General features: G+C 73.7%; 20 protein-coding genes. 11 read left to right on the top strand and 9 right to left on the bottom strand.

What is annotated here, in order from left to right; genetic code table 11:
- The first annotated feature begins 22 nt into the window (after positions 1-22).
- From uxaC to GA0070216_RS25120, 5 genes are read left to right on the top strand one after another with little or no spacing between them, the layout of a single operon-like run.
- Positions 23-1,447 carry a glucuronate isomerase gene (gene uxaC / locus GA0070216_RS25140; RefSeq protein WP_091251124.1) on the top strand — a complete coding sequence of 475 codons (1,425 nt, stop codon included), beginning with the start codon at positions 23-25 and terminating at the stop codon, positions 1,445-1,447.
- The gene (locus tag GA0070216_RS25135; protein ID WP_091251122.1) at positions 1,444-2,748 is read left to right on the top strand and encodes an enolase C-terminal domain-like protein; all 1,305 of its coding nucleotides are present in this window, start codon (positions 1,444-1,446) and stop codon (positions 2,746-2,748) included. Before uxaC ends, GA0070216_RS25135 begins: the two co-directional genes overlap by 4 nt.
- On the top strand, positions 2,739-4,229 hold the full coding sequence (locus tag GA0070216_RS25130) for a mannitol dehydrogenase family protein (RefSeq protein ID WP_091251120.1): 1,491 nt from the start codon (positions 2,739-2,741) through the stop codon (positions 4,227-4,229). The genes GA0070216_RS25135 and GA0070216_RS25130 overlap by 10 nt, the downstream gene beginning before the upstream one ends.
- Positions 4,226-5,497: a Gfo/Idh/MocA family protein gene (locus GA0070216_RS25125; RefSeq protein ID WP_425413194.1), complete on the top strand. Its 1,272-nt coding sequence runs from the start codon at positions 4,226-4,228 to the stop codon at positions 5,495-5,497. Before GA0070216_RS25130 ends, GA0070216_RS25125 begins: the two co-directional genes overlap by 4 nt.
- 35 nt (positions 5,498-5,532) lie before the next feature.
- Entirely contained in the window at positions 5,533-6,879 is a 1,347-nt protein-coding gene (locus GA0070216_RS25120; RefSeq protein WP_091251118.1) for a pectate lyase family protein, read from the top strand.
- Positions 6,880-7,004: 125 nt separating this feature from the next.
- Here the strand turns inward: GA0070216_RS25120 and map are convergent, their stop codons facing one another.
- On the bottom strand, positions 7,005-7,775 hold the full coding sequence (gene map, locus GA0070216_RS25115) for a type I methionyl aminopeptidase (protein ID WP_091251116.1): 771 nt from the start codon (positions 7,773-7,775) through the stop codon (positions 7,005-7,007).
- A 66-nt stretch (positions 7,776-7,841) separates the two neighbouring features.
- Between map and GA0070216_RS25110 the strand changes: the two genes are divergently transcribed.
- From GA0070216_RS25110 to GA0070216_RS25100, 3 genes are all read left to right on the top strand, one after another.
- Positions 7,842-8,144, top strand: coding sequence for a helix-turn-helix domain-containing protein (locus GA0070216_RS25110; RefSeq protein ID WP_091251114.1), 303 nt, complete (start codon positions 7,842-7,844; stop codon positions 8,142-8,144).
- Between the two features lie 256 nt (positions 8,145-8,400).
- Entirely contained in the window at positions 8,401-8,904 is a 504-nt protein-coding gene (locus GA0070216_RS36230) for an ATP-binding protein (protein WP_281190464.1), read from the top strand.
- Positions 8,905-8,964: 60 nt separating this feature from the next.
- Entirely contained in the window at positions 8,965-9,681 is a 717-nt protein-coding gene (locus tag GA0070216_RS25100; protein WP_091251112.1) for an HD domain-containing protein, read from the top strand.
- A 139-nt stretch (positions 9,682-9,820) separates the two neighbouring features.
- Here GA0070216_RS25100 and GA0070216_RS25095 read toward each other — a convergent pair whose 3' ends face one another.
- From GA0070216_RS25095 to GA0070216_RS25075, 5 genes are all read right to left on the bottom strand, one after another.
- Complete coding sequence (locus GA0070216_RS25095; protein ID WP_091251110.1) at positions 9,821-10,261, bottom strand: barstar family protein; 441 nt, start codon at positions 10,259-10,261, stop codon at positions 9,821-9,823.
- Positions 10,262-10,322: 61 nt separating this feature from the next.
- Complete coding sequence (locus tag GA0070216_RS25090; protein ID WP_425413193.1) at positions 10,323-10,802, bottom strand: ribonuclease domain-containing protein; 480 nt, start codon at positions 10,800-10,802, stop codon at positions 10,323-10,325.
- 215 nt (positions 10,803-11,017) lie between these two features.
- Positions 11,018-12,241 carry a cellulose-binding domain-containing protein gene (locus tag GA0070216_RS25085; RefSeq protein WP_245722712.1) on the bottom strand — a complete coding sequence of 408 codons (1,224 nt, stop codon included), beginning with the start codon at positions 12,239-12,241 and terminating at the stop codon, positions 11,018-11,020.
- Between the two features lie 442 nt (positions 12,242-12,683).
- A complete protein-coding gene (locus GA0070216_RS25080; protein WP_091251106.1) occupies positions 12,684-13,538 on the bottom strand; it encodes a hypothetical protein in 855 nt (284 codons plus the stop codon).
- 326 nt (positions 13,539-13,864) lie between these two features.
- Positions 13,865-14,104 (bottom strand): winged helix-turn-helix domain-containing protein, encoded by a 240-nt coding sequence (locus tag GA0070216_RS25075; protein WP_091251104.1) that lies wholly within the window; start codon positions 14,102-14,104, stop codon positions 13,865-13,867.
- Between the two features lie 315 nt (positions 14,105-14,419).
- On the opposite strand from GA0070216_RS25075, the gene GA0070216_RS25070 reads away from it, so the two are divergent.
- Together GA0070216_RS25070 and GA0070216_RS35760 are read left to right on the top strand one after the other, a co-directional pair.
- Positions 14,420-14,689: a DivIVA domain-containing protein gene (locus GA0070216_RS25070; protein ID WP_245722711.1), complete on the top strand. Its 270-nt coding sequence runs from the start codon at positions 14,420-14,422 to the stop codon at positions 14,687-14,689.
- Positions 14,686-15,108, top strand: a complete 423-nt coding sequence (locus GA0070216_RS35760) for a hypothetical protein (RefSeq protein ID WP_245722710.1) — start codon at positions 14,686-14,688, stop codon at positions 15,106-15,108. The genes GA0070216_RS25070 and GA0070216_RS35760 overlap by 4 nt, the downstream gene beginning before the upstream one ends.
- A gap of 29 nt (positions 15,109-15,137) precedes the next feature.
- Here GA0070216_RS35760 and GA0070216_RS25060 read toward each other — a convergent pair whose 3' ends face one another.
- A complete protein-coding gene (locus tag GA0070216_RS25060; protein ID WP_091251102.1) occupies positions 15,138-15,839 on the bottom strand; it encodes a VOC family protein in 702 nt (233 codons plus the stop codon).
- 209 nt (positions 15,840-16,048) lie between these two features.
- A complete protein-coding gene (locus GA0070216_RS25055; protein ID WP_091251100.1) occupies positions 16,049-17,851 on the bottom strand; it encodes an ABC transporter ATP-binding protein in 1,803 nt (600 codons plus the stop codon).
- Between the two features lie 279 nt (positions 17,852-18,130).
- On the opposite strand from GA0070216_RS25055, the gene GA0070216_RS25050 reads away from it, so the two are divergent.
- Positions 18,131-18,514 (top strand): MarR family winged helix-turn-helix transcriptional regulator, encoded by a 384-nt coding sequence (locus GA0070216_RS25050; RefSeq protein ID WP_091251098.1) that lies wholly within the window; start codon positions 18,131-18,133, stop codon positions 18,512-18,514.
- 146 nt (positions 18,515-18,660) lie between these two features.
- On the opposite strand, the gene GA0070216_RS25045 is transcribed toward GA0070216_RS25050, so the two are convergent.
- Complete coding sequence (locus GA0070216_RS25045) at positions 18,661-19,662, bottom strand: endonuclease domain-containing protein (protein WP_245722709.1); 1,002 nt, start codon at positions 19,660-19,662, stop codon at positions 18,661-18,663.
- Positions 19,663-20,059 lie beyond the last annotated feature (397 nt).

Here is a 20,059-nt window from a genome sequence, read left to right as displayed (position 1 = left end):
CGTACCCGAGGAGTCCCCCGACGTGCCGACCTCTCCTGACCTGCTCCTGCCGACCGACCCGGGCGTCCGGGCCATCGCCCGCGAGCTGTACGCCCTGGCCGGGCCGCAGCCGATCATCTCGCCGCACGGGCACGTCGACCCGGCGCTGCTGGCCGAGGACCAGCCCTTCCCCGACCCGGCCCGGCTGCTCATCGTGCCCGACCACTACCTCACCCGGATGCTGCTCAGCCAGGGCGTCCCCCCGGCCGAGCTGGGCGTGCCCAGCGTCGACGGCAGCCCGGTGGAGACCGACGGCCGGACGATCTGGCGGCGCTTCGCCGCGCACTGGCACCTGTTCCGGGGCACCCCGTCCCGGCTGTGGCTGACCCGCACCTTCAGCGAGGTGTTCGGGGTGGACACCGCGCTGACCCCGGACACCGCCGACGCCGTCTACGACGAGCTGGCCGCCCGGCTGGCCGAGCCGGAGTACCGGCCCCGGGCGCTGTTCGAACGGTTCCGCATCGAGGTGCTGGCCACCACCGAGTCGCCCCTGGACGACCTCGGCCGGCACGCCAAGCTCGCCGCCGACGGCTGGGGCGGCCCGGGCGGCCGGGTGGTCACCACGTTCCGCCCGGACAACGTGGTCGACATGGAGTTCGACGGCTGGGCCGACAACGTGGCCCGGCTCGGCGAGGTGGCCGGCGTCGACACCGGCACGTACGCCGGCTACCTGGACGCGCTGCGGGCCCGCCGGGCGGCGTTCATCGCGGCCGGCGCGACCTCCTCCGACCACGGCCACCCCACCGCGCGGACCCTGGCGCTGACCGCCGACGAGGCGGCGAAGCTCTACGACAGGGGCCGGCGCGGACTGGCCGACGCCGCCGACGCCGAGGCGTTCCGGGCACACATGCTGGTGGAGTTCGCCCGGATGTCCCTCGACGACGGGCTGGTGCTGCAACTGCACCCCGGCGCGGTCCGCAACCACAACCGCCGGCTGTACGCCAGCCACGGCCGCGACGTCGGCGGCGACGTCCCACAGGCCACCGAGTACGTGCACGCGCTGGCCCCGCTGCTCGACGCGTACGGCAACGACCCGCGGCTGCGGGTGGTGCTCTACACCCTCGACGAGTACACCTTCACCCGGGAGCTGGCCCCGCTGGCGGGCGGCTACGCCGCGCTCTACCTCGGCGCGCCCTGGTGGTTCCTGGACTCCCCGGAGGTGCTGCGCCGGTTCCGGGAGGCGGTCACCGAGTCCGCCGGGTTCTACAACACCGCCGGGTTCGTCGACGACACCCGTGCGTTCTGCTCCATCCCGGTCCGCCACGACGTGGCCCGCCGGATCGACGCCGGGTTCCTGGCCCGCCTCGTCGCCGAACACCGGCTGACCGAGGACGAGGCCGCCGAGACGGTCGTCGACCTGGCGTACCGGCTGCCCAAGAAGGTCTTCAGGTTCGGAGGGTCCGCATGAGCACCAGGATCACCGACGTCGACGTGCACGACGTCCGGTTCCCCACCGCGGCGGCCGGCGACGGCTCGGACGCGATCAACCGGGGTGACTACTCGGCCAGCTACGTGGAGCTGCGCACCGACACCGGTCCGACCGGCGCCGGGTTCACCTTCACCAACGGCCGGGGCAACGAGATCACCTGCGCGGCGATCGAGGCCCTCGCCCACCACGTCCGTGGGCGCACCGTGGAGGAGATCGCGGCCGAGCCGGTGGCGTTCTGGCGTTCGCTCACCGCCGACGTGCAGCTGCGCTGGCTGGGGCCGGAGAAGGGGGTCATCCACATGGCCGCCGGCGCGCTGGTCAACGCGGTCTGGGACCTGCGGGCCAAGCTGGCCGGCAAGCCGATGTGGCGCTACCTCGCCGAGCTGCCCACCGACGAACTGGTCGCCAACATCGACTTCCACCACATCACCGACGCGCTCACCCCCGACGAGGCGGCCACCATCCTCGACAAGGGATTAGTCGGAGGGTCGGGACGGCTCGCGGAACTTGAGCAGGGTGGTTTTCCGTCGTACACGACGTCGGTCGGGTGGTTGGGGTATCCGGACGAGAAGGTGCGGGCGTTGACCCGCGAGGCGTACGCCCAGGGGTGGCGGGCGATGAAGATGAAGGTCGGCGGTCCGCCGGCCGACGACCTGCGCCGGGCGCGGATCATCCGGGCCGAGATCGGCCCGGACGCGCTGCTGATGATGGACGCCAACCAGGTCTGGGACGTCGACGAGGCGATCACCGCCATGACCGCGCTGGCCGAGGTCGACCCGTACTGGATCGAGGAGCCGACGCACGCGGACGACATCCTCGGGCACGCCCGGATCGCCCGCGCCGTGACCGCGCTGACCGACGGCCGGTGCCGGGTCGCCACCGGCGAGGTGGCCGCCAACCGGGTGATCTTCAAGCAGCTGCTCCAGGCCGAGGCGATCGGGGTGATGCAGATCGACGCCTGCCGGGTCGGCGGGGTCAACGAGGTGCTGGCGGAGATCCTGCTGGCGGCCAAGTTCGGGGTGCCGATCTGCCCGCACGCCGGTGGCGTCGGCCTCTGCGAGTACGTGCAGCACCTGGCGATCTTCGACTACCTGCGGGTCGGGGCCAGCCTGGACGGGCGGATGGTCGAGTACGTCGACCACCTGCACGAGCACTTCGTCGACCCGGTCCACACCCGGGGCGGCCGGTACCTGCTGCCCACCGCCCCCGGCTACAGCGCCACCATGCGCCCCGAGTCGATCGCCCGGTTCCGCTTCCCGGACGGCCCGGCATGGCGGTGAACGGGGGCGCCGAACGGCTGGGCCTGGCCACCCTGCACCGGGTGCCCGCGCAGAGCCGACCGCTGATCCGGCCGGGCACCGTGCCGGCCGGCATCGTCCACCTGGGACTGGGCGCGTTCCACCGGGCCCACCAGGCGGTCTTCACCGAGGCGGCGATCGGTGCGGCCGGCGGCGACTGGGGCATCATCGGGGTCGCCCCGCGCAGCACCGCGCTGGTCGAGGCCCTCGCGGCGCAGGACGCGCTGTTCAGCGTCACCACGCTGGCCGCCGACCGGTCCGAGACCCGGGTGGTCGGCGCGCTGGCCGGGGTACGCCACGCGGCCAGCGACCCGGCGGCGGTGGTCGCGCTGCTGGCCGACCCGGCGATCCGGGTGGTGACGCTGACGGTGACCGAGAAGGCGTACCACCTGGACCCGGTCTCCGGGGTGCTGCGGGCCGACCCGGAGCTGACCCTCGACCTGACCACCGACCGGCTGCCGGTCACCGTGCCCGGCCTGCTGGTGCGCGGGCTGCTCGCCCGTGCCGCCGCGCAGGCGGGCCCGATCGCGCTGGTCAGCTGCGACAACCTGCCGTCCAACGGGCGTCGGCTGCGCGGCCTGGTGCAGCAGTCGCTGACCCTGGCCGGGGCGCCGGACGCCGTGCTGGACGCCCTCGCCGGGCAGGTGAGCTTCCCCGGCACGATGGTGGACCGGATCGTCCCGGCCAGCACCGACGGGACGCTGGCGGACGCCCGCGCCGCGCTGGGGGTGGCCGACCTGGCGGCGGTGGCCGCCGAGCCGTACACCCAGTGGGTGGTGGAGGACGACTTCCCCGGCGGCCGGCCCCGGTGGGAGCAGGCCGGCGCGGTGCTCACCACCGACGCCGGGCCGTGGGAGCGGCTGAAGCTGCGCGGCCTCAACGGCGTGCACTCCGCGGTGGCCTACCTGGGGGCGGTGGCCGGCCGCGAGACGATCGCCGAGGCGCTGACCCTGCCCGGCCTGACCGACGTGCTGCGTCGGTTCGTCGCCGACGACGTGGCCGCCAGCTTCACCCCGCCCGACGGGGTACGGGTCACCGGGTACGGCGACGAGGCGCTGGCCCGCTTCGCCAACCCGGCGATCCGGCACCGCACCCTCCAGGTGGCGATGGACGGTTCGCAGAAGCTGCCGCAGCGGGTCCTGCACACCGCCGTCGACCTGCGCGCGCAGGGTCGGCCGGCGTACTGGTCGGCGCTGGTCGTGGCGGCCTGGCTGCGGTTCCTCGACGGGCGGGCCGACGACGGCACCGTGCTGCCGCTGGACGACCCGCTGGCCGACCGGATCACCGCCGCGCTCGCCACCGCCGGGGACACCCCCGCCGGTACGGTCGAGGCGCTGTTCGCCCTGCCGGAGGTCTTCCCGGCCGCGCTCGCCGACGACGACGGGTTCCGCGCCGACGTCGCCGGGTGGCTCGGCGCGCTGCGTACCCACGGCGTGGCGGCGGTCCTGGCGGGCGCGGCGTGACCGCCCCGGTGCCGCCGGCCGCCGCCGGTGGGCTGGCCGCCCAGGACGCGCCGGCCACCCGCGACGCCACCGCAACGCCGACCGGCACCGGGGTCGCCGTACCCCGGGTGGCGATCGTCGGCGCGAACGGGCACGGCCGCTGGCACCGGCGGACGGTGGCCCCGCTGCACGCGGCGGGACGGTTGCAGCTGGTGGCGCTGGTGGACGTGCGGCCGATCGAGGACGAGCCGGCCGCGCCCGTGCCGGCCGAGGCCACCGTGCACACCGACCACCGGGAGATGCTCGCCGCCACCCGGCCGGACGTGGTGATCGTCTGCACCCCGCCGCACACCCACCTGCCGATCGCCCTGGACGCCCTCGCCGCCGGTGCGGACCTGCTGCTGGAGAAGCCACCGGTGCTGTCCACCGCCGAACACCGGACGCTGGCCGGGGCGCTGACCGCGACCGGGCGGGCCTGCCAGGTCGGCTTTCAGGCGCTCGGGTCGGCGGCGCTGGCGCAGTTGTCGGCCGCCGTCGGGCAGGGCCGGCTGGGCACCGTCACCGGCATCGGCACGGTCGCCGCCTGGCAACGACCGGACGGCTACTTCGCCCGCTCCCCGTGGGCCGGCCGACGCACCCTGCACGGTCGGCCGGTGCTGGACGGGGCGTTGGTGAACCCGCTCGCGCACGCGGTGATGCAGTGCCTGGCGGTGGCCGAGACGGTGACCGGCGCGCCGGTCCGGCCGTCGGAGATCGAGCTGGAACGCTACCGGGTCCGGCCGATCGAGGTGGACGACACCGCCGCGCTGCGGATCGTCGTCGCCGGCGGGCCGCCGATCGTGGTGGCGGTGACGCTGGCCGGGGAGGACTTCGTCGCCGGTGAGGTGATCGTGACCGGCACCGCCGGGCGGGCGGTGCTGGAGTACCCGACCGACCGGCTGCTGCTGCCCGGTGACCCGCAACCCCGGGTGGTGCCGGGGCGGCGGGGGCTGCTGGAGAACCTGCTCGCCCACCGCGCCGACCCGGCCGGCACCCCGCTGATCGCCCCGCTGGCCCGGACCGCCCCGTTCACCGCCGTGCTGGAACAGGTACAGCGCGCTCCCGAGCCGACCATGCTCGGCGGCGACCTGGTCACGGTGACCGGCAGCGGACCGGAGCGGGCGGTGACGGTGCGCGGGATCAACGCGGTGCTGCGCCGGGCCGCCGAGCAGGGGGCGCTGCTGTCGGAGCTGGCGGTGCCGTGGGCGGTGCCGCCGGTGCGCACCGCCCTGGCGGCGCAGGACGACTGACCCACCACCCACCACCACACCCTCCGGAGAGTCCTATGCGTCCACGCACCACCGGGGCGGCCCTGGTCGCCCTCTCCCTCCTGCTGACCTCGGGCACCGCCGCGTACGCCGCGCCACCCGACGGGCCGCCCCGGGCCGTCGAGCGGATCGCCCGGCAGACCCTGCCGGCCGGTGACGGCTGGGCGGCCGACGGCCCCGGCACCACCGGCGGCGCGGCGGCCGGCCCGGACCAGGTCCACCTGGTACGCAGCCGGGCCGACCTGGTCCGCGCGCTGGGCGGCGACAACGCCACCAACCGGAGCAACGCCACCCCGAAGGTGATCGTCGTGGACGGCACTGTGGACGGGTTCGCCGCCGACGACGGCAGCCTGCGCAGCTGTGCCGACCTGGCCGACCCGGAGTACAGCCTGCCGGCCTACCTGGCCGCGTACGACCCGGCGGTGTGGGGCATGGTGCCGCCGACCGGGGCACTGGAGGCCGCCCGGGTCCGCTCGGTGGCCAGCCAGACCCGGCAGACGCAGATCAACGTCGGCCCGAACACCACGATCGTCGGCCGACACGGGGCGGTCCTCACCGGACTGACCCTGATGGTCGACGGGGCCAACAACGTCATCGTCCGCAACCTGACCTTCGACGACACCCGGGACTGCTTCCCGGCCTGGTCGCCCACCGACGGCGCGACCGGCAACTGGAACTCCCAGTACGACCAGATCTCGGTACGCCGCAGCGAGCACGTCTGGGTCGACCACAACACCTTCACCGACGGCGACAACCCGGACAGCGCCCAACCGGTGTACTTCGGCCGGCCGTACCAGGTGCACGACGGGTCGCTGGACATCACCCACACCGCCAGCCTGGTGACCGCCTCGTACAACCGGTTCACCGGAAGGGACAAGCTGATGCTGATCGGCTCGTCCAACACGGTCGGGCCGGACGTCGGCCGGTTGAAGGTGACGCTGCACCACAACCTGTTCGACCGGGTGCTCCAGCGGCTGCCCCGGGTCCGCTTCGGCCAGGTCGACGTCTACAACAACTGGTACCGGCTGGCCGGCGACGACTTCGCGTACGCGATCGGCGTGGGCGTGCAGTCCGCCGCGTACGTGGAGAACAACTTCTTCACCCTCGGCGTCGGCGTCGCCTCCGGCGACCTGCTGTACGACTGGGGTGGCACCGCGGTCACCACCCGGGGCAACTGGGTGGACGCCGACCGGGCGCTGCCCCGACCGGTCGACCTGGTGGCCGCCTACAACGCGACCCACGACCCGGACCTGGGCGGTGACGCCGGCTGGACGCCGACCCTGCGCGCGTCGCCGGCGGTGCCCGCGCCGCTGGTGCCGCTCGTGGTGGGGCCGTTCGCCGGGGCCGGTCGACTGCCCCTGTGACCCGCCCCCGGTCGGGCCGCGCCGTCCCAGGTGCGGCCCGACCGGGGCGATCGTCGCGCCCCCTCGCCGGCGGCCCGCGCGACGACGGGCCGGCACCGGTCGGGGTGCCGGCGGTCGGTGCCGGGTCACCGCGGCAGGGTCATCACCTCGGCGCCGTCGGGGGTGATGGCGATGGTGTGTTCGCTGTGTGCCGTCCGGCAGCCGGTCACGCTGCGCAGCGTCCAGCCGTCGGCGTCGGTGACGAGTTCGGCGGTGTCCGCCATGACCCAGGGCTCCAGGGCCAGCAGCAACCCGGGGCGCAGCCGGTAGCCGCGACCGGGCCGGCCGGTGTTGGACACGTGCGGGTCCTGGTGCATGGTCGAGCCGACGCCGTGGCCGCCGAACTCGGTGTTGATCCGGTATCCCGCCGCGTCGAGGACGCTGCCGATGGCGTGCGAGATGTCACCGACGCGCGCGCCGGGGCCGGCGGCGGCGATCCCGGCGGCCAGCGCGCGCTCGGTCGCGTCGATCAGGGCGACGCTCTCCGGGGACGACGCGTCGCCCACGACGAAGCTGACGGCCGAGTCGGCGACCACGCCGCCGAGACAGACCGCGAGGTCGAGCGAGAGCAGGTCACCGTCGGCGAGCGGATAGTCGTACGGCAGGCCGTGCAGCACCGCGTCGTTGACCGAGGTGCAGATGTAGTGGCCGAACGGTCCGCGTCCGAAGGACGGCTCGTAGTCGACGTAGCAGGACTGCGCACCGGCCTCGACGATCATGTCCTGCGCCCACTGGTCTATCTCCAGCAGGTTGGTGCCGACCGTGCTGCGGCTCTTCAGTGTCCGCAGGATGTCGGCGACCAGAGCGCCGGTGTCCCGCGCACGCACCAGGTCGGCGGGGTTCAGGATCTCGATCATGCGGTGCCTTCCTCGGACCACCAATAAATATCCCGGCCATGTTATCCCGGTACTAGAATCGCAGCCATGGTCAGGTTGCCGCTCACTCCCGCCGAGGTCGAACGCGGACAACGTCTCGGCGCACTGCTGCGCCGCGCCCGGGGGCAGCGTTCGATGCTCGGCACCGCGCTGGCCGCAGGGCTCTCACCGGAGACCCTCCGCAAGATCGAGTCCGGCCGGGTGGCCACCCCCGCCTTCCCGACCATCGCGGTGCTCGCCGACGTCCTGGGCCTCTCGCTCGACGCGGTCTGGGCGGAGATAAGGCGGTCCGACGGCGGCATCGGTCTCGCCGACCCGGTGCCCGACCCGGGCGAGCGGTTGGCCTCGTAGCCGCCGCCGACCGCCGGGTCGCCCCGGTCCGGCCCGGGCGCGACAGCATCCACCCACTCCCGCCGGCCGGGATCGCCACCCCGCATGGCCGGCTCCACCCGCCGGGAGGCCCCGCCCCGGGGGCGGCACCCGGCGGCGGGCCGGGACAGGCAGAATGGCCCGGGGACGACGATCGGGGCTCGCCGGCACCGGTCGGCCTGTTGGTAGTCGACCTGCCTCGACCCGGGCGGCAAGGATCAGCGGGAGGTGGACGCGGGTGACGGGTGGACGCGACGTCGGCGCGAGCTGCCCCGACCCGACGGCCGGACGCCGCCCGGCGGACGACCCGCCCGGCATGCCGTCGCCGGCCGGCCCGATGGTCCGGGACGCGCCGGTGGTGTTCCGCGCCGCGCTGGCCGCCGACCCGGCCCAGCTCTCCCCCACCCGGGAGGCGCTGCGGTCGTGGCTGGCCGGGGCCGGGGTGGACGAGGCGGACCTGGAGGTGGTGCTGATCGCCGTCGGCGAGGCGTGCGCCAATGCCATCGAGCACGGTTGCCGCTTCGCGTCCGAGGCCACCGTCACGGTACGGGCCGGGCTGCACGCCGGCCGACTGGAGATCGAGGTGTCCGACACCGGCGGCTGGCGGGAGGGCCCCTCCGGCGGGCGGGACCGGGGCCGGGGGCGACTGATCATGGCCCGGTTGATGGACGAGGCACAGCTCGACGGCACCCCCGGCGGGACGACGGTACGCCTGGTCAAGCACCTTTCCGGCAGGAGGTGACCCGGTCACATGCCCGACGACGGGGTCCGCTGGACAGTGAAGATCGGCTATAAGTAGGCGATGGAGTTCCCGCCGTACCTCGCCACCATGCCGATGCACGCGATCACCGAGCTGCACGGCGAGCCGGGCCTGCTGGCCCGGTTCCGGTTGGAGCTGCCGGCCTTCGCGGCGGCCGACCGGGACCGGCTGACCGCCGCCCTGGACCTCGCCGCCGAGCTGCACCGCGACGACCGCCGCTCCCGGGAGCCCTACCTCAACCACCTGCTGCGGGTGTCGATCCGGATGATGCACCACTACCAGGTGCACGACGTCGACGTGATCGTCGCCGGCCTGCTGCACGACGCGGTGGAGGACCACCCCCGGGAGTTGGCCGGCGCGGAGGCCGCCGATCCGACGGCGGGGGCGCTGGCCACGCTGGCCGACCGGTTCGGGGCGCGGGTGGCCCGGCTCGTCGGCGCGGTCACCAACCCGGTGTACGACCCGGACCGGGACCCGCACGTGCAGTACCGCGAGCACGTCGCGGCCAGCCTGGACCGGGAGCCGTGGGCCCGGGTCATCAAGGTCAGCGACTTCACCGACAACGGCGTGGGGGTGGTCTACGCCGTCGGGCCCAAGGTGGCCCGCTCGGCGGCGAAGTACCGTCCACTGGTGCCGGTCTTCCGTGATCTGATCGCCCGGCCGGACACCCCGCTGTCGGCACCGGTGAAGCGGCACATCTTCGCCCAGCTCGACCTGGCCGAGGAGCGGTTCAGCGCGATCCTCGACCACCCCAACTGACCACGGCCCCCGGCACCGGCGCTGCCCGTCCCCCACCGGCCGGGCAAGGGGTCCGGCTCAGCGCGCCGGGCGTGGCCGACGGGCAGGAACGGCGCGGCGCGCCGGGCCAGCGGCAGAAGACGGCTCAGCACGCCACGCCTCAGTGCGCCACGCCGCCCGGCGGGGCGGCCACGCCGCAGCCGCCGAGGACGGCGGAGAGCCGCAGTCGCAGGGCGGGCAGCCGCTGCGGGGTGTCCCGCAGCACCAGCCGGACCGGCTCCCGGGCACCCGCCGACACCCCGCCGACCACGTCGAGCAGCGTGCCGAGCTGCCCGGGCGGCTCGTCGGCGAGCAGCAGACCGGCGTCGGTCACCTCCAGGGTGACCGGCCCGACGTCGAGCCGGTCGGCCAGCACGTCGGCGAGCGCGTCCCAGTTGCGGCCGAAGTGTCCGGGCAGGTCGAGGGCGTCGGTGAGGGTGTCGAACAGCGCGGGGCGGGTACGGGCCGCCGCGCCGGCCACGGTGACCGACGACGTCGGGTGCCCCGGCGGCCGGGCCTCGTCGGTCACCCGCAGCCACCCCGGCTGACGCTGTCCGGTCATCGTGCATCCTCCTGCTCGCCCGGGGCGGGCCGGCGGACCGGCCCACCCCGATGGTCCTGGCTCAGATCCGGTAGAAGTTCGCGTAGTGGTCGGGCGAGAACCAGGTCGCCCCGGTGCTCCTGTTCACCACGATGCGGTACGCGTCCCGCGCCGCGCCGGAGACCCGCGGATAGACGTCGTACTCGTAGTAGGTGGCGCCGCCGGGGAGCTGCCCCTCGTAGTTGTGGAACTGGCCGCCGGCGAAGTTCGACAGGCCGCCGCTCCAGGCGTACCAGCCCCGGCTGGTGGGGAAGCTCTTGGCCGACCAGCCGGAGCGGGCGGTACGGGCGTCCGCGCAGCGGGACATCGTGCAGGAGCCGTAGACCGCCGCCGACGCGGAGTCGGTCAGTCTCGGGGTCACCACGGACGGTCCGACCAGCACCGCCGCGACCATGGCGGTCAGCAGGGCGAGCGTGCCCAGCAGGCGACGCGGTCGGGTGACGGGGTGCGGGGCGGGGGTGGCAGGGGTCGGGGCGGTGACGGGGTTCGCGGGAGTGCGCAACGGGTCCTCCGGGTCGCGGGGGCCGACAGGAATGCATCGACCGAGATGGTTATCCCGATCAGCCACATTCTGGCGGGAGACGAACCCCGCCGACCAGAGGTCAGCCTGGCAATCGTGGATGAACGCACCATGATCGGCACCCCACCGCCGGCTGAATGGTCAGTCGGCCCGGCCGGGGCCGGGCAGCCCCGTCGGCCGCCCGGCCCCGGAGCGGGTCAGCAGCCGATCCGGCTGCTGCCCAGGGCGACGTCGTCGTACCAGATGGTGTCCGCGCCCTCGCCGTAGCTCTCCCAGCCCAGCTTCAGGTCGGTCAGCCGGGGCCGCCAGGTGCGGTTGTACCACTGGCCGTCGATGTCGTGGGTGGCCACCCCGTCGGCGGTCAGCCCGGTGATGGCGGTGCCGTCGAGCCAGGTACGCAGCTGTCCCTGGTTGCCGTCGACCATGAACTCCAGGCACGTCCAGCGCCCGGTGGGCAGCGGCACGCTCAACGCCACCCCGGCCGGGCTCTGCTCGGGCAGGGTCGCGTCGTCGGAGGCCCGGTTCCACTGCAACGCGCCGTTCTGGCCGCCCATCCGCAGGTCCTTGTTGCCGTCGGCGGTGTCGGTCATCGCCGTCATGGTGACGTGCTGGGTCGGCAGGGCGGTGGTGTGGCGCAGCCAGATCCGGCCGTACCGGACGGTGCCCACGGCGCTGAGGTCCTTGTTGGACCGGACGAAGACGTGGTTGCAGTAACCGGCCGCGCCGTCGATCCGCAGCGAGCGGCTACCGCTGTGCGTGGTGGTCGTGTCCACCGCCGCCCGGCCCGCCCCGGAGCAGTCCGGGTTGACCACGCTCCAGTCGCCGGCCGGCGTGGTGCCGGTCTGGTTCTCGAATCCGTCACAGAGCACCGCACCGGCACACCCGACCGGCGGCGGGGTGGTCGGCGGAGGAGTCGTGGGCGGCGGGGTGGTCGGGGGCGGCGTGGTCGGCGGCGGGGTCGTCGGGGGCGGCGTGGTCGGGGGCGGGGTCGTCGGCGGCACCGGCGTGGTGGTCGGGGGCACCGGCGTGGTGGTCGGCGGCGGACCGCCGTTGCACGCCACGCCGTTGAGCGCGAACCCGGTCGGCACGGCGGAACCCGAGGTGCTGGTCCCCTGGACGCCGAATTCGGTCGAGCCGCCGGCCGGGACACTGCCGTTCCAGGCGGCGTTGCGGGCGGTGACCGTGGTGCCGGCCTGGCTGACCTGGGCGTTCCAGCCACCGGTGATCCGCTGCCCGCCCAGGTAGGACCAGGTGACGGTCCAACTGCTCAGGGCGGTGTCGCCCGGGGAGACCCGGACGTTGGCGGTGAAGCCGCCGGTCCACTCGTTGGGCTGGTAGTCGATCCGGCAGCCCTGGGCGGCCGAGGCGGTGCCGGCGAGCACGGTGGTGACGGCCGCCGCCACCGTGACGGTGGCAGCCACGGCGGCGGTGATACGGGTACGGGAAATCCTCACAGGGGTCCTTCCGGCTGGCCGTCGGTGTGGACCGACGGCACGGGAGCAGTGACATCGCTCGCGCGTCGACGTGCCTTCTCGGCACATGGACAACAGCCCGGCTCAGGCTGAACAGCCGCCCGGCAACTCGGCGGCACCCGGACCCAATGTAGTGATGGTTGCCTATGGAAACAAGTGCGTCGTCGACCCGCAGACAGGCGAACCAGCATCGGGGCGATCCGGCGGCCCGACAGGCCCGGGGCAACCATGAGCACGATCGTCGTCACGCTCGCCCCGGCCGATCACCTACATCTGCCCAGGCGGGATCGGCCCCCCAACCGGACGGCCAGCTCCGGTATTGACAGCGCACAGATCCGAGCGGCCGCCTCGGCCGGTCGACACGTAGTCGGGTCGACCGGCCGAGGGCGGCTCAGCGGCCAGCGGTGAGGCTGGCGCAGTCGGTCTCGTCGGGCAGCAGCGGGCGGAGGGTCACCGTCCACCGCTTCCCGCCGGAGGTCCACGGGGTCGCGGCGTTGGCCTTGCCGGCGGTGGCGATCACCTGTTGCACGGCGGTGCCGGTGACCGTCACACAGCCCAGGTTGAGGCCCTCGCCGAGGCTGGCACCGGGCAACGTCGGGCCGAGCCACTCCACCCTGGGCTGCTTCGCCGTCTCCGGGGTGGCGACCCACGGCCCGGCCACCGCCGCGATGGCGGTCGGCTGGTACGGCTGCGTCGCCGCGCCCGCCGGGTCGGTCACCTTGTCGGCGAACGCCCGCAGTTTGTCGCGGGCGGCCTGCTGGGCGGCGGTCAGGCCGGACTGCGGGCCGGTCGCCTCGCCCAGCGCGTAGACCTCCAACTGCTCGGTGCCGACCGATCCCCGGATGGTGAAGCGGGTGGTGGCCACGTCGGTGATCGACGGGGTGCCCACGTCGACGGAGCTGCCCACCCCGGCGGCGCGGGCCTGCTCGACCAGCTTCGCCACCTCGGCCGCGCTGATCGTGCGGACCTGGATGTTGGGCAGCGCCGGCCCGGGATAGCTCAGGATGGTCGGCCCCTGGGTGATCACCCGGCCGTCGCCGTAGACGCTGACGGCCGGCAGCCGGGTGAGGTTCGTCTCGGGCCGCACGAAGCCGCCCGTGTGGTCGATCCGGAGCACCGGCACATCAGCCGGAAAGGTAGGCGTGGCATCCTCGGATGCACCGGTCGGCTCACCCTGCCCCGCGCAGGCAGCCGTGAGCAGGAGCAGCGGAACGACCGCCACCCATATGCCTCGAAAACTCGTCATACCCCTTGGACGCACCCAGACCCCCCACGGCTCCCCCCACTTTCCCCACCCACCCCACCCCACCTCCCGCTCCCGCTCCCACCCCGCCCGGTGATCAAGAGGGTTACGTCAAGGTTGATCTTCTGTATGACACAAACCTCTTGATCACCGGGCGGGGCGCTCGGCGTGAGGAGCGGGCGAGGCGAAGCGGAGACGCGGGGGCGCAGAGCCTGCCATGCGCCCGGTGATCAAGGAGTTTGCGTCATCGGGGAGATCAACGTTGACGTAAACCTCTTGATCACCGGGTAGACCGCCGCGCGTGGGGCGGGGTGAGGCGGGTTAAGGGGTCAGGGTTCGCGCATCCAGAGCTGCGGGTCGTTGACGAAGACGCCCTTGCCCTGGTGTCGCCAGATCACTCGCAGTGCTTCCAGCCGGACGTAGACCTGCTTCACCGTCGACGGGCTGACCTTGTGCAGCGCGGCAAGCTCCGTGATCGAGGGCAGCTTGTCCCCCGGCGTCAGCTTCTTCGCCCTGACGTCGGCGACGATCTCATCGGCGATGCGGATGTAGTCGGCGGTGATCGGCATGACTCCCCCTGCGTGGCACGCCAATTCGATCACGCAAGGACACCCTCCAACAACTCTACGTTTGACTCGGATGACTGGGACAGCTAAGTTGAGTGCTGCCTCTCCCCTTGCGTGGCAACAAGGACGAGGGGTTTCCCCTGGTCGGGGCGGGTGCGTGTGCCCGTCCCGACCCCATCCGGCTGCTCTGCTGTCGTACCGCCGATGTGGGCTGCGACGGCCGGGCCGGCGGGTCGTCCGCAGCCGGCGGCGGACGACCCGCCTTCCAGCACCACCGATAGGACCCTTCCGCCCTCCCCCGCACCGGAAAGGACCCCCGTGGCCCAGGTGTATCGGGGCGGCCAGCCCTACGGGACCGGCCGCCCGGCGCTACTGACCCCCCACGAGGTACGCACCCACGAGTTTCCGCCACTCCGACGCGGCGTCGACCCCGTCGAGGTACACCGGTTCCAGGCCCGACTCGCCGACGAACTCGCCGCGTTGTACCAGGAGATCCGCGTCCTGGCCCAGGAGAACGACCGGCTGAGGCGGGCCCTGCGCGACTGGCAGGCCCGGCGGTGCCGACCGCGCAACGGCGGGCCCTGGTGAGCGGCGGGACACCGGCCGTCGCGCCACCCCGCCCCGGTGAGCTGCTGATCATCGACCGGGCCGCCTCGGTGCAGTTCGCCGGGGAACGCGCCCTGCGGTTCCGGGTCGTGTCGGTGGGCGAGATCGTGCCCTATCGGTCCTGGCTCTGGCTCACCGGGTACGTCCTGGATCAGCACGACCGGGCGGTGGCCAGGCGGGAGATATTCGTCCGGCTCGACGGCCTGCGCCCGGCCCCGCCAGCGGCCCCACCGACCCGGGCGGACCGGGGCAACGCCGCGCGATCACCAGCGCCGACCCCGCCGCCCCGAGTCGGTTCTGCCGGTGCGCGACCGACAGCGTCTGCCCGCCGCACTGAGCTGGCAACGCCGGTGCGCGACCGACAGCACCAGGCCCGCCGGGCCGGCACCGGTTCCGGGTGAACCGGCCGAGCTGAACCGTGCCGGGCGGTTCAGGGCACCGGAGTCTCCTCGGTGGGGTGGCGATCGGGTTGGCCCTGACGGGCGCGCAGGAACGGGCCGAGGCCCATTCCGTCCTCGGTGGCCAGGAACGCGCCGCGCGCGGTGAGCAGCGTCTCGTCGGCGTGCGCCATGCAACCCCACGCCGTGTCGCCCCACGAGTCGGCGAGCTTGACCTCTGCCGGCTCCGCACAGGATTCGCCGCGCGGGCCGCCGATCTGGCAGCGGGCGGGTGCGCCGCCGCGCCGACCGGCCGCCTCGGCGGCCTCCCGGATCAGCGAGAACCGCACCTCACCGCCCGCCTGCGGGTCACGCTCCTGCGGCGGTACGGCCTGCCGCTGCCCGAAGGCGACCACGTTGCCGTCGGGGTCGGTGACCCGGCACTCGCCTCCGGGGGCGTGCTCCGGGTAGCCGGCCTTCTCGACCGGGTGCCCGGCGGCGGTGAGCCGCTCGGCGGTCGCGGTCAGGTCGTCGACGTACAGGTAGACGAGCAAGGGCAGCTCGACGGTGACCAGGCGGGGGGTGACCGCCGCCAGCAGCAGCGTCAACTCCCCGCACCGCAGGTACGACCAGCGTGATCCGCCGTCGCCGCCGGCCCGGATCTCGGTGTAGCCGAAGATCTCGTAGAACCGTCGGGCCGCGTCGGCGTCCGCCACGTACAGCACCGGCACCTGGGCCGCCACACCACTTTGCACGGCGTCACTCTAACCACTGCCGATCGGGGACTCACGTCTCGTAGTTCGGGTTTCTCACCACGCACCATCGGCCCTGGTCAAGACCCTGCTCGTGGACCGGCCGGGGCGGGGCGCAGGACGACGGGGCGGGCCGGCGGTCAGGGTGGCATAGCGCCGGCAGCCCCGACCGGCGTCTCAGGCCCCACGGTAGCGGCCGGGGTGGCCGGCGGTCAGGTGGCCAGGGTGGCGTACCGGCCGGCGCGGGCCACCAGCGTCTCGTGGGTCCCGGACTCGACGATCCGACCGTGGTCGAGCACCGCGATCTGATCGGCGTGCCGCACGGTGGAGAGCCGGTGCGCGATGGTGATCACCGTGCGCCCCTCGGCGAGGGTGTCGAAGGCCCGTTGCACGGCGCGTTCGGTCTCGGTGTCCAGCGCGCTGGTCGCCTCGTCCAGCACCAGCACCCGGGGGTCGCGCAGCAGCGTACGGGCGATCGCCAGACGCTGCTTCTCGCCGCCGGAGAAGCGGTGGCCCCGGGAGCCGACGACCGTGTCGTACCCGTCGGGAAGGGCGGCGATCAGGTCGTGGATCTGCGCGGCACGGGCGGCGTCGGCCAACTGGGCGTCGGTGGCGTCGGGGCGCGCGTACCGCAGATTCTCCCGGATGGTGGTGTGCAGCAGGTAGGTCTCCTGGCTGACCACGCCCACGACGGCGGCCAGGTCGGTGAGGCGCAGGTCGCGCAGGTCGACACCGTCGATGGTGATCCGACCGGCGTCCGGGTCGTGCAGGCGGCTGACCAGGGCGGCGAGGGTGCTCTTGCCGGAGCCGGTCTCGCCGACCAGGGCGAGGCTGGTGCCCGCCGGGACGTCCAGGCTGATGCCGGCGACGGCGGCGGTGTCGCTGCCGGGGTAGCTGAAGGTGACGTCCTCGACGCGCAGGTGCCCGCGCACCCGGGTCGGGTCGAGCGGCACCGGCCGGGCCGGGTCGTCCACCTCCACCGGCAGGTCGAGGTACTCGAAGATCCGGGCGAACAGCGCCAGCGAGGCGGTCAGCGTGACGCCCACGTTGAGCAGCCCCATCAGCGGCCGGAACAGCCCACCCTGCAGGGCGGTGAAGGCGACCAGGGTGCCGATGCTGAGCGTGCCGGCGGTGCCCGGCAGCCCCGCGCCGAGGTAGATCACCGCCGGAATGGCGGCGAAGATGATCGTCATGGTGGCCATCCGCCAGCGGCCGGCCAGCTCCGAGCGCAGCTCCAGGTCGACCAGGCGGGCCGAGCTGGTGGTGAACCGGTCGATCAGCGCGCCACCCGCGCCGAGGGTCTTGCTGAGCTGCACGCCGCTGATCGACAGCCCCTCCTCGATGGTGACGTTGAGGTCGGCCAGTTCCCGCTGGCGCTGGGCGGTGATCTCGCGGCGCATCGCGGCGACCCGGCGGGTCAGCCAGATGGCCGGCGGCAGCACCACCAGGGAGACCAGGGTGAGCCGCCAGGACAGCGCCACCATGGCGACCAGCGTGGCCACCACGGTGGTCAGGTTGGACGCGATCGAGGTGGCGGTGGAGGTGACCACGGCCTGCATGCCGCCGATGTCGTTGGTGATCCGCGACTGCACCTCGCCGGTGCGGGTACGGGTGAAGAAGGCGATCGACTGCCGGTGCAGGTGGGCGAAGACGTCGGTGCGCAGCCGGTGCATCACCAACTGCCCGACCCGGGTGGAGATCCAGGTCTGCGCCACGCCGAGCACGGCGGTCACCGCCGCCACGGCGATCATGCCGACGACCAGCCAGACCAGCAGGGTCAGGTCGCGCTCCGGCAACGCGCGGTCGATCACCGCCCGCAGCAGGAAGGGCGAGGCCATCGCGACCATCGACGACACCACGATGATCGCGGTGACCACGGCCAACTGCCCACGGTACGCGGTGAACAGCCGACCGATCCGGCGCAGCGAGACGGCACGGGCCTGGGTCTTCTCGGCGGCACTGACGGTCCGGGGGGCGCCGCCGCGGCCCTCCCGGTGGGTTTGGGTGGTGTCCAAGGGTTCCTTCTTTCGTCCGGGGGTGCGTGCTTCGTGTTGTCACCGGGGCTGGTACTCCCGGTCGGGGGTTTCACGGGTGCGGGTAATGCTGAGGTTACCTCATCATGAGGTAGCAACAGCGACTCCTGCTACCGTATTCCGGTGACCGGTGCGACATCCGACCCGCCAGCCGAACCGGCCGCGCGCTCCACTGATCCGCCCGCCGCGCGCTCCACTGATCCGCAGGTTGGGCGCTCCGCCGCGCCGCCCACCAAGCCGGCCGAGGAGAGTCTCGCGGAGTTGTTCTGGGCGGTGGCCCGACGGCTGCGCCACCAGTCCCGTCGTACCCTCGAACCCTGGGACGTCAACCCCGGACACGCCCGCGCCCTCGCGGTGCTGACCCGGCACGGCGCGATGCGGCTCAGCGCCCTCGCCGAGCACCTGCACATCGCACCCCGCTCCACCACCGAGGTCGTCGACGGCCTGGAGGAACGCGGGCTCGTCGCACGCCGGCAGGACCCGGCCGACCGGCGGGCGACCCTGGTCGCGCCGACCGACGAGGGTACGCGCGTCGGCGCGGCCATCCGGACGGCCCGCAGCGCCGAGGCGGAACGCTTCTTCGGCCACCTCTCCCCCACCGACCACACCGACCTCACCCGCATCCTGCGCACCCTCCGCGACTGACACCCGCCGGCCACCTCGCACCTCGCACCTCGCACCTGGAGAGCCGCACCGGGCCCGGCATGCCGGGCCGCGCTGCCCCGCACCGCCCCCCACGCGGCGCCGTGCTGCCCCACGCCGTGCCTGCCGTGAGTGTCTCCTACAGGTGTTCATGGCGGTGGGAAGGCAGTGTCTCGACCGACCAACGTGTCTGCGCGTCGGGTGGCGAGGATCGCGTGCACCTCACGGCGGACCGCATCGGGCTCGTGGACCAGGCGGTGGCGGGCGAAGCGCACCACCAGGATGCCGACGGTGGCGAGCAGCGCGTCCCGGCGCAGGTCGATCTCCCGCTCGCGGGGATCACCGTGGGTCGTCGCGCCGTCGAGTTCGAAGTCGACGCGCTCCCGCTCGGCGTACACGTCGAGGTAGATGGTGCGCCGACCGACGGCGATCCGGGCCTGCCGGCGGAAGACGGGCATTCCCGGGCCGGTGAAGACGTGGTCGTGCCCCCAGATCTCCAGCGGGCTACGGCAGCCGGCGGCGAGCCGGTCGAGCAGGGTGCGCAACTGCGCCCGGCCGGTCAGCCTCGGCACGGCGGTAAGCACTGGGGCGATCCGGCCCGGGGTGGTGAGCCGGTCGTTGACGGCTTTGATCACCGGAGCGGGGCGATCCTGCGGGGGCAACACCGACCAGGCGTCGACCAGTGCCCGTTCCCACCGCACCACCGCAAGACCACGCCGGGTCAGCACCCCGGGTGGGGCGAGGGAGAGGTCGTCCCGGCGGTGGATCACGAGGTGCGATCGGCTCCTGAGGCCGGAACCCGCCATCACGTCCAGGCGCACCGGCTCCCCGTCCGGCTGCCTGCGTACTCCCCAGACGGCGAGGGCGGTGACACTGCCCAGCGCCGCACGCCCGTCGGCCCAGGCGAGCGCCGCCCGGTGACGGCGGGTGACGTCCAGCAGCCGGAACGCCTCGTCACCATCGGGTCCGACGGCTCCCACCCCGGCAACGGAACCCGGCGCGGTGGGGGTAACGGAGACAGTGGAGGCGGTGGGGGTGATGAGGGCGGCGTCGACGTAGACGCCGGGCAGGACCCGCCGGAGTTGGCCCACGCGATGGGCGTGGGTGAGCACCCAGGCCGGCACCACCTGCACCACTGCCCGGCGCGTCACCAAACCACCGTCCCGCTCCACCAACGCTCGCAACACCGGGTGCATGCCCGAAGGCTGCCTCCGGCAGGCGTACCGCAGCAACACTCCGCTACCGCCCTGTGGACACCCACCACCGCTGTGGACAACACCCCACCCGCCCACGAGATCTGCTAAGGAACCAAGGCATCCCTGGCCGGACTACCGGGTGGGCTCAAGATCAGATTGCAGTTACGAGCACTTTCCCCGGCGTGTCGTCTGCTTTTCGGCACTCTGATCACCAGTGCAGCACGACGCGGGGGCGGGACGCGGGGGCGGGGGCGGGTGGGGGGGGGGGGGGGGGGGGGGGGGGGGGGGGGGGGGGGGGGGGGGGGGGGGGGGGGGGGGGGGGGGGGGGGGGGGGGGGGGGGGGGGGGGGGGG

Origin of the sequence: Micromonospora matsumotoense (assembly GCF_900091525.1) — a bacterium.
GTDB lineage: Bacteria > Actinomycetota > Actinomycetes > Mycobacteriales > Micromonosporaceae > Micromonospora > Micromonospora matsumotoensis.
This window is presented reverse-complemented; position numbering and strand designations above follow the sequence as displayed.

Coding starts and splice junctions, on each gene's coding strand:
- GA0070216_RS25120 (WP_091251118.1), top strand. CDS start 5,533: ATGCGTCCACGCACCACCGGGGCGGCCCTGGTCGCCCTCTCCCTCCTG.
- GA0070216_RS25100 (WP_091251112.1), top strand. CDS start 8,965: ATGGAGTTCCCGCCGTACCTCGCCACCATGCCGATGCACGCGATCACC.
- GA0070216_RS25080 (WP_091251106.1), bottom strand. CDS start 13,538: ATGACGAGTTTTCGAGGCATATGGGTGGCGGTCGTTCCGCTGCTCCTG.
- map (WP_091251116.1), bottom strand. CDS start 7,775: ATGATCGAGATCCTGAACCCCGCCGACCTGGTGCGTGCGCGGGACACC.
- GA0070216_RS25135 (WP_091251122.1), top strand. CDS start 1,444: ATGAGCACCAGGATCACCGACGTCGACGTGCACGACGTCCGGTTCCCC.
- GA0070216_RS25110 (WP_091251114.1), top strand. CDS start 7,842: ATGGTCAGGTTGCCGCTCACTCCCGCCGAGGTCGAACGCGGACAACGT.
- GA0070216_RS25075 (WP_091251104.1), bottom strand. CDS start 14,104: ATGCCGATCACCGCCGACTACATCCGCATCGCCGATGAGATCGTCGCC.
- GA0070216_RS25095 (WP_091251110.1), bottom strand. CDS start 10,261: ATGACCGGACAGCGTCAGCCGGGGTGGCTGCGGGTGACCGACGAGGCC.
- GA0070216_RS25130 (WP_091251120.1), top strand. CDS start 2,739: ATGGCGGTGAACGGGGGCGCCGAACGGCTGGGCCTGGCCACCCTGCAC.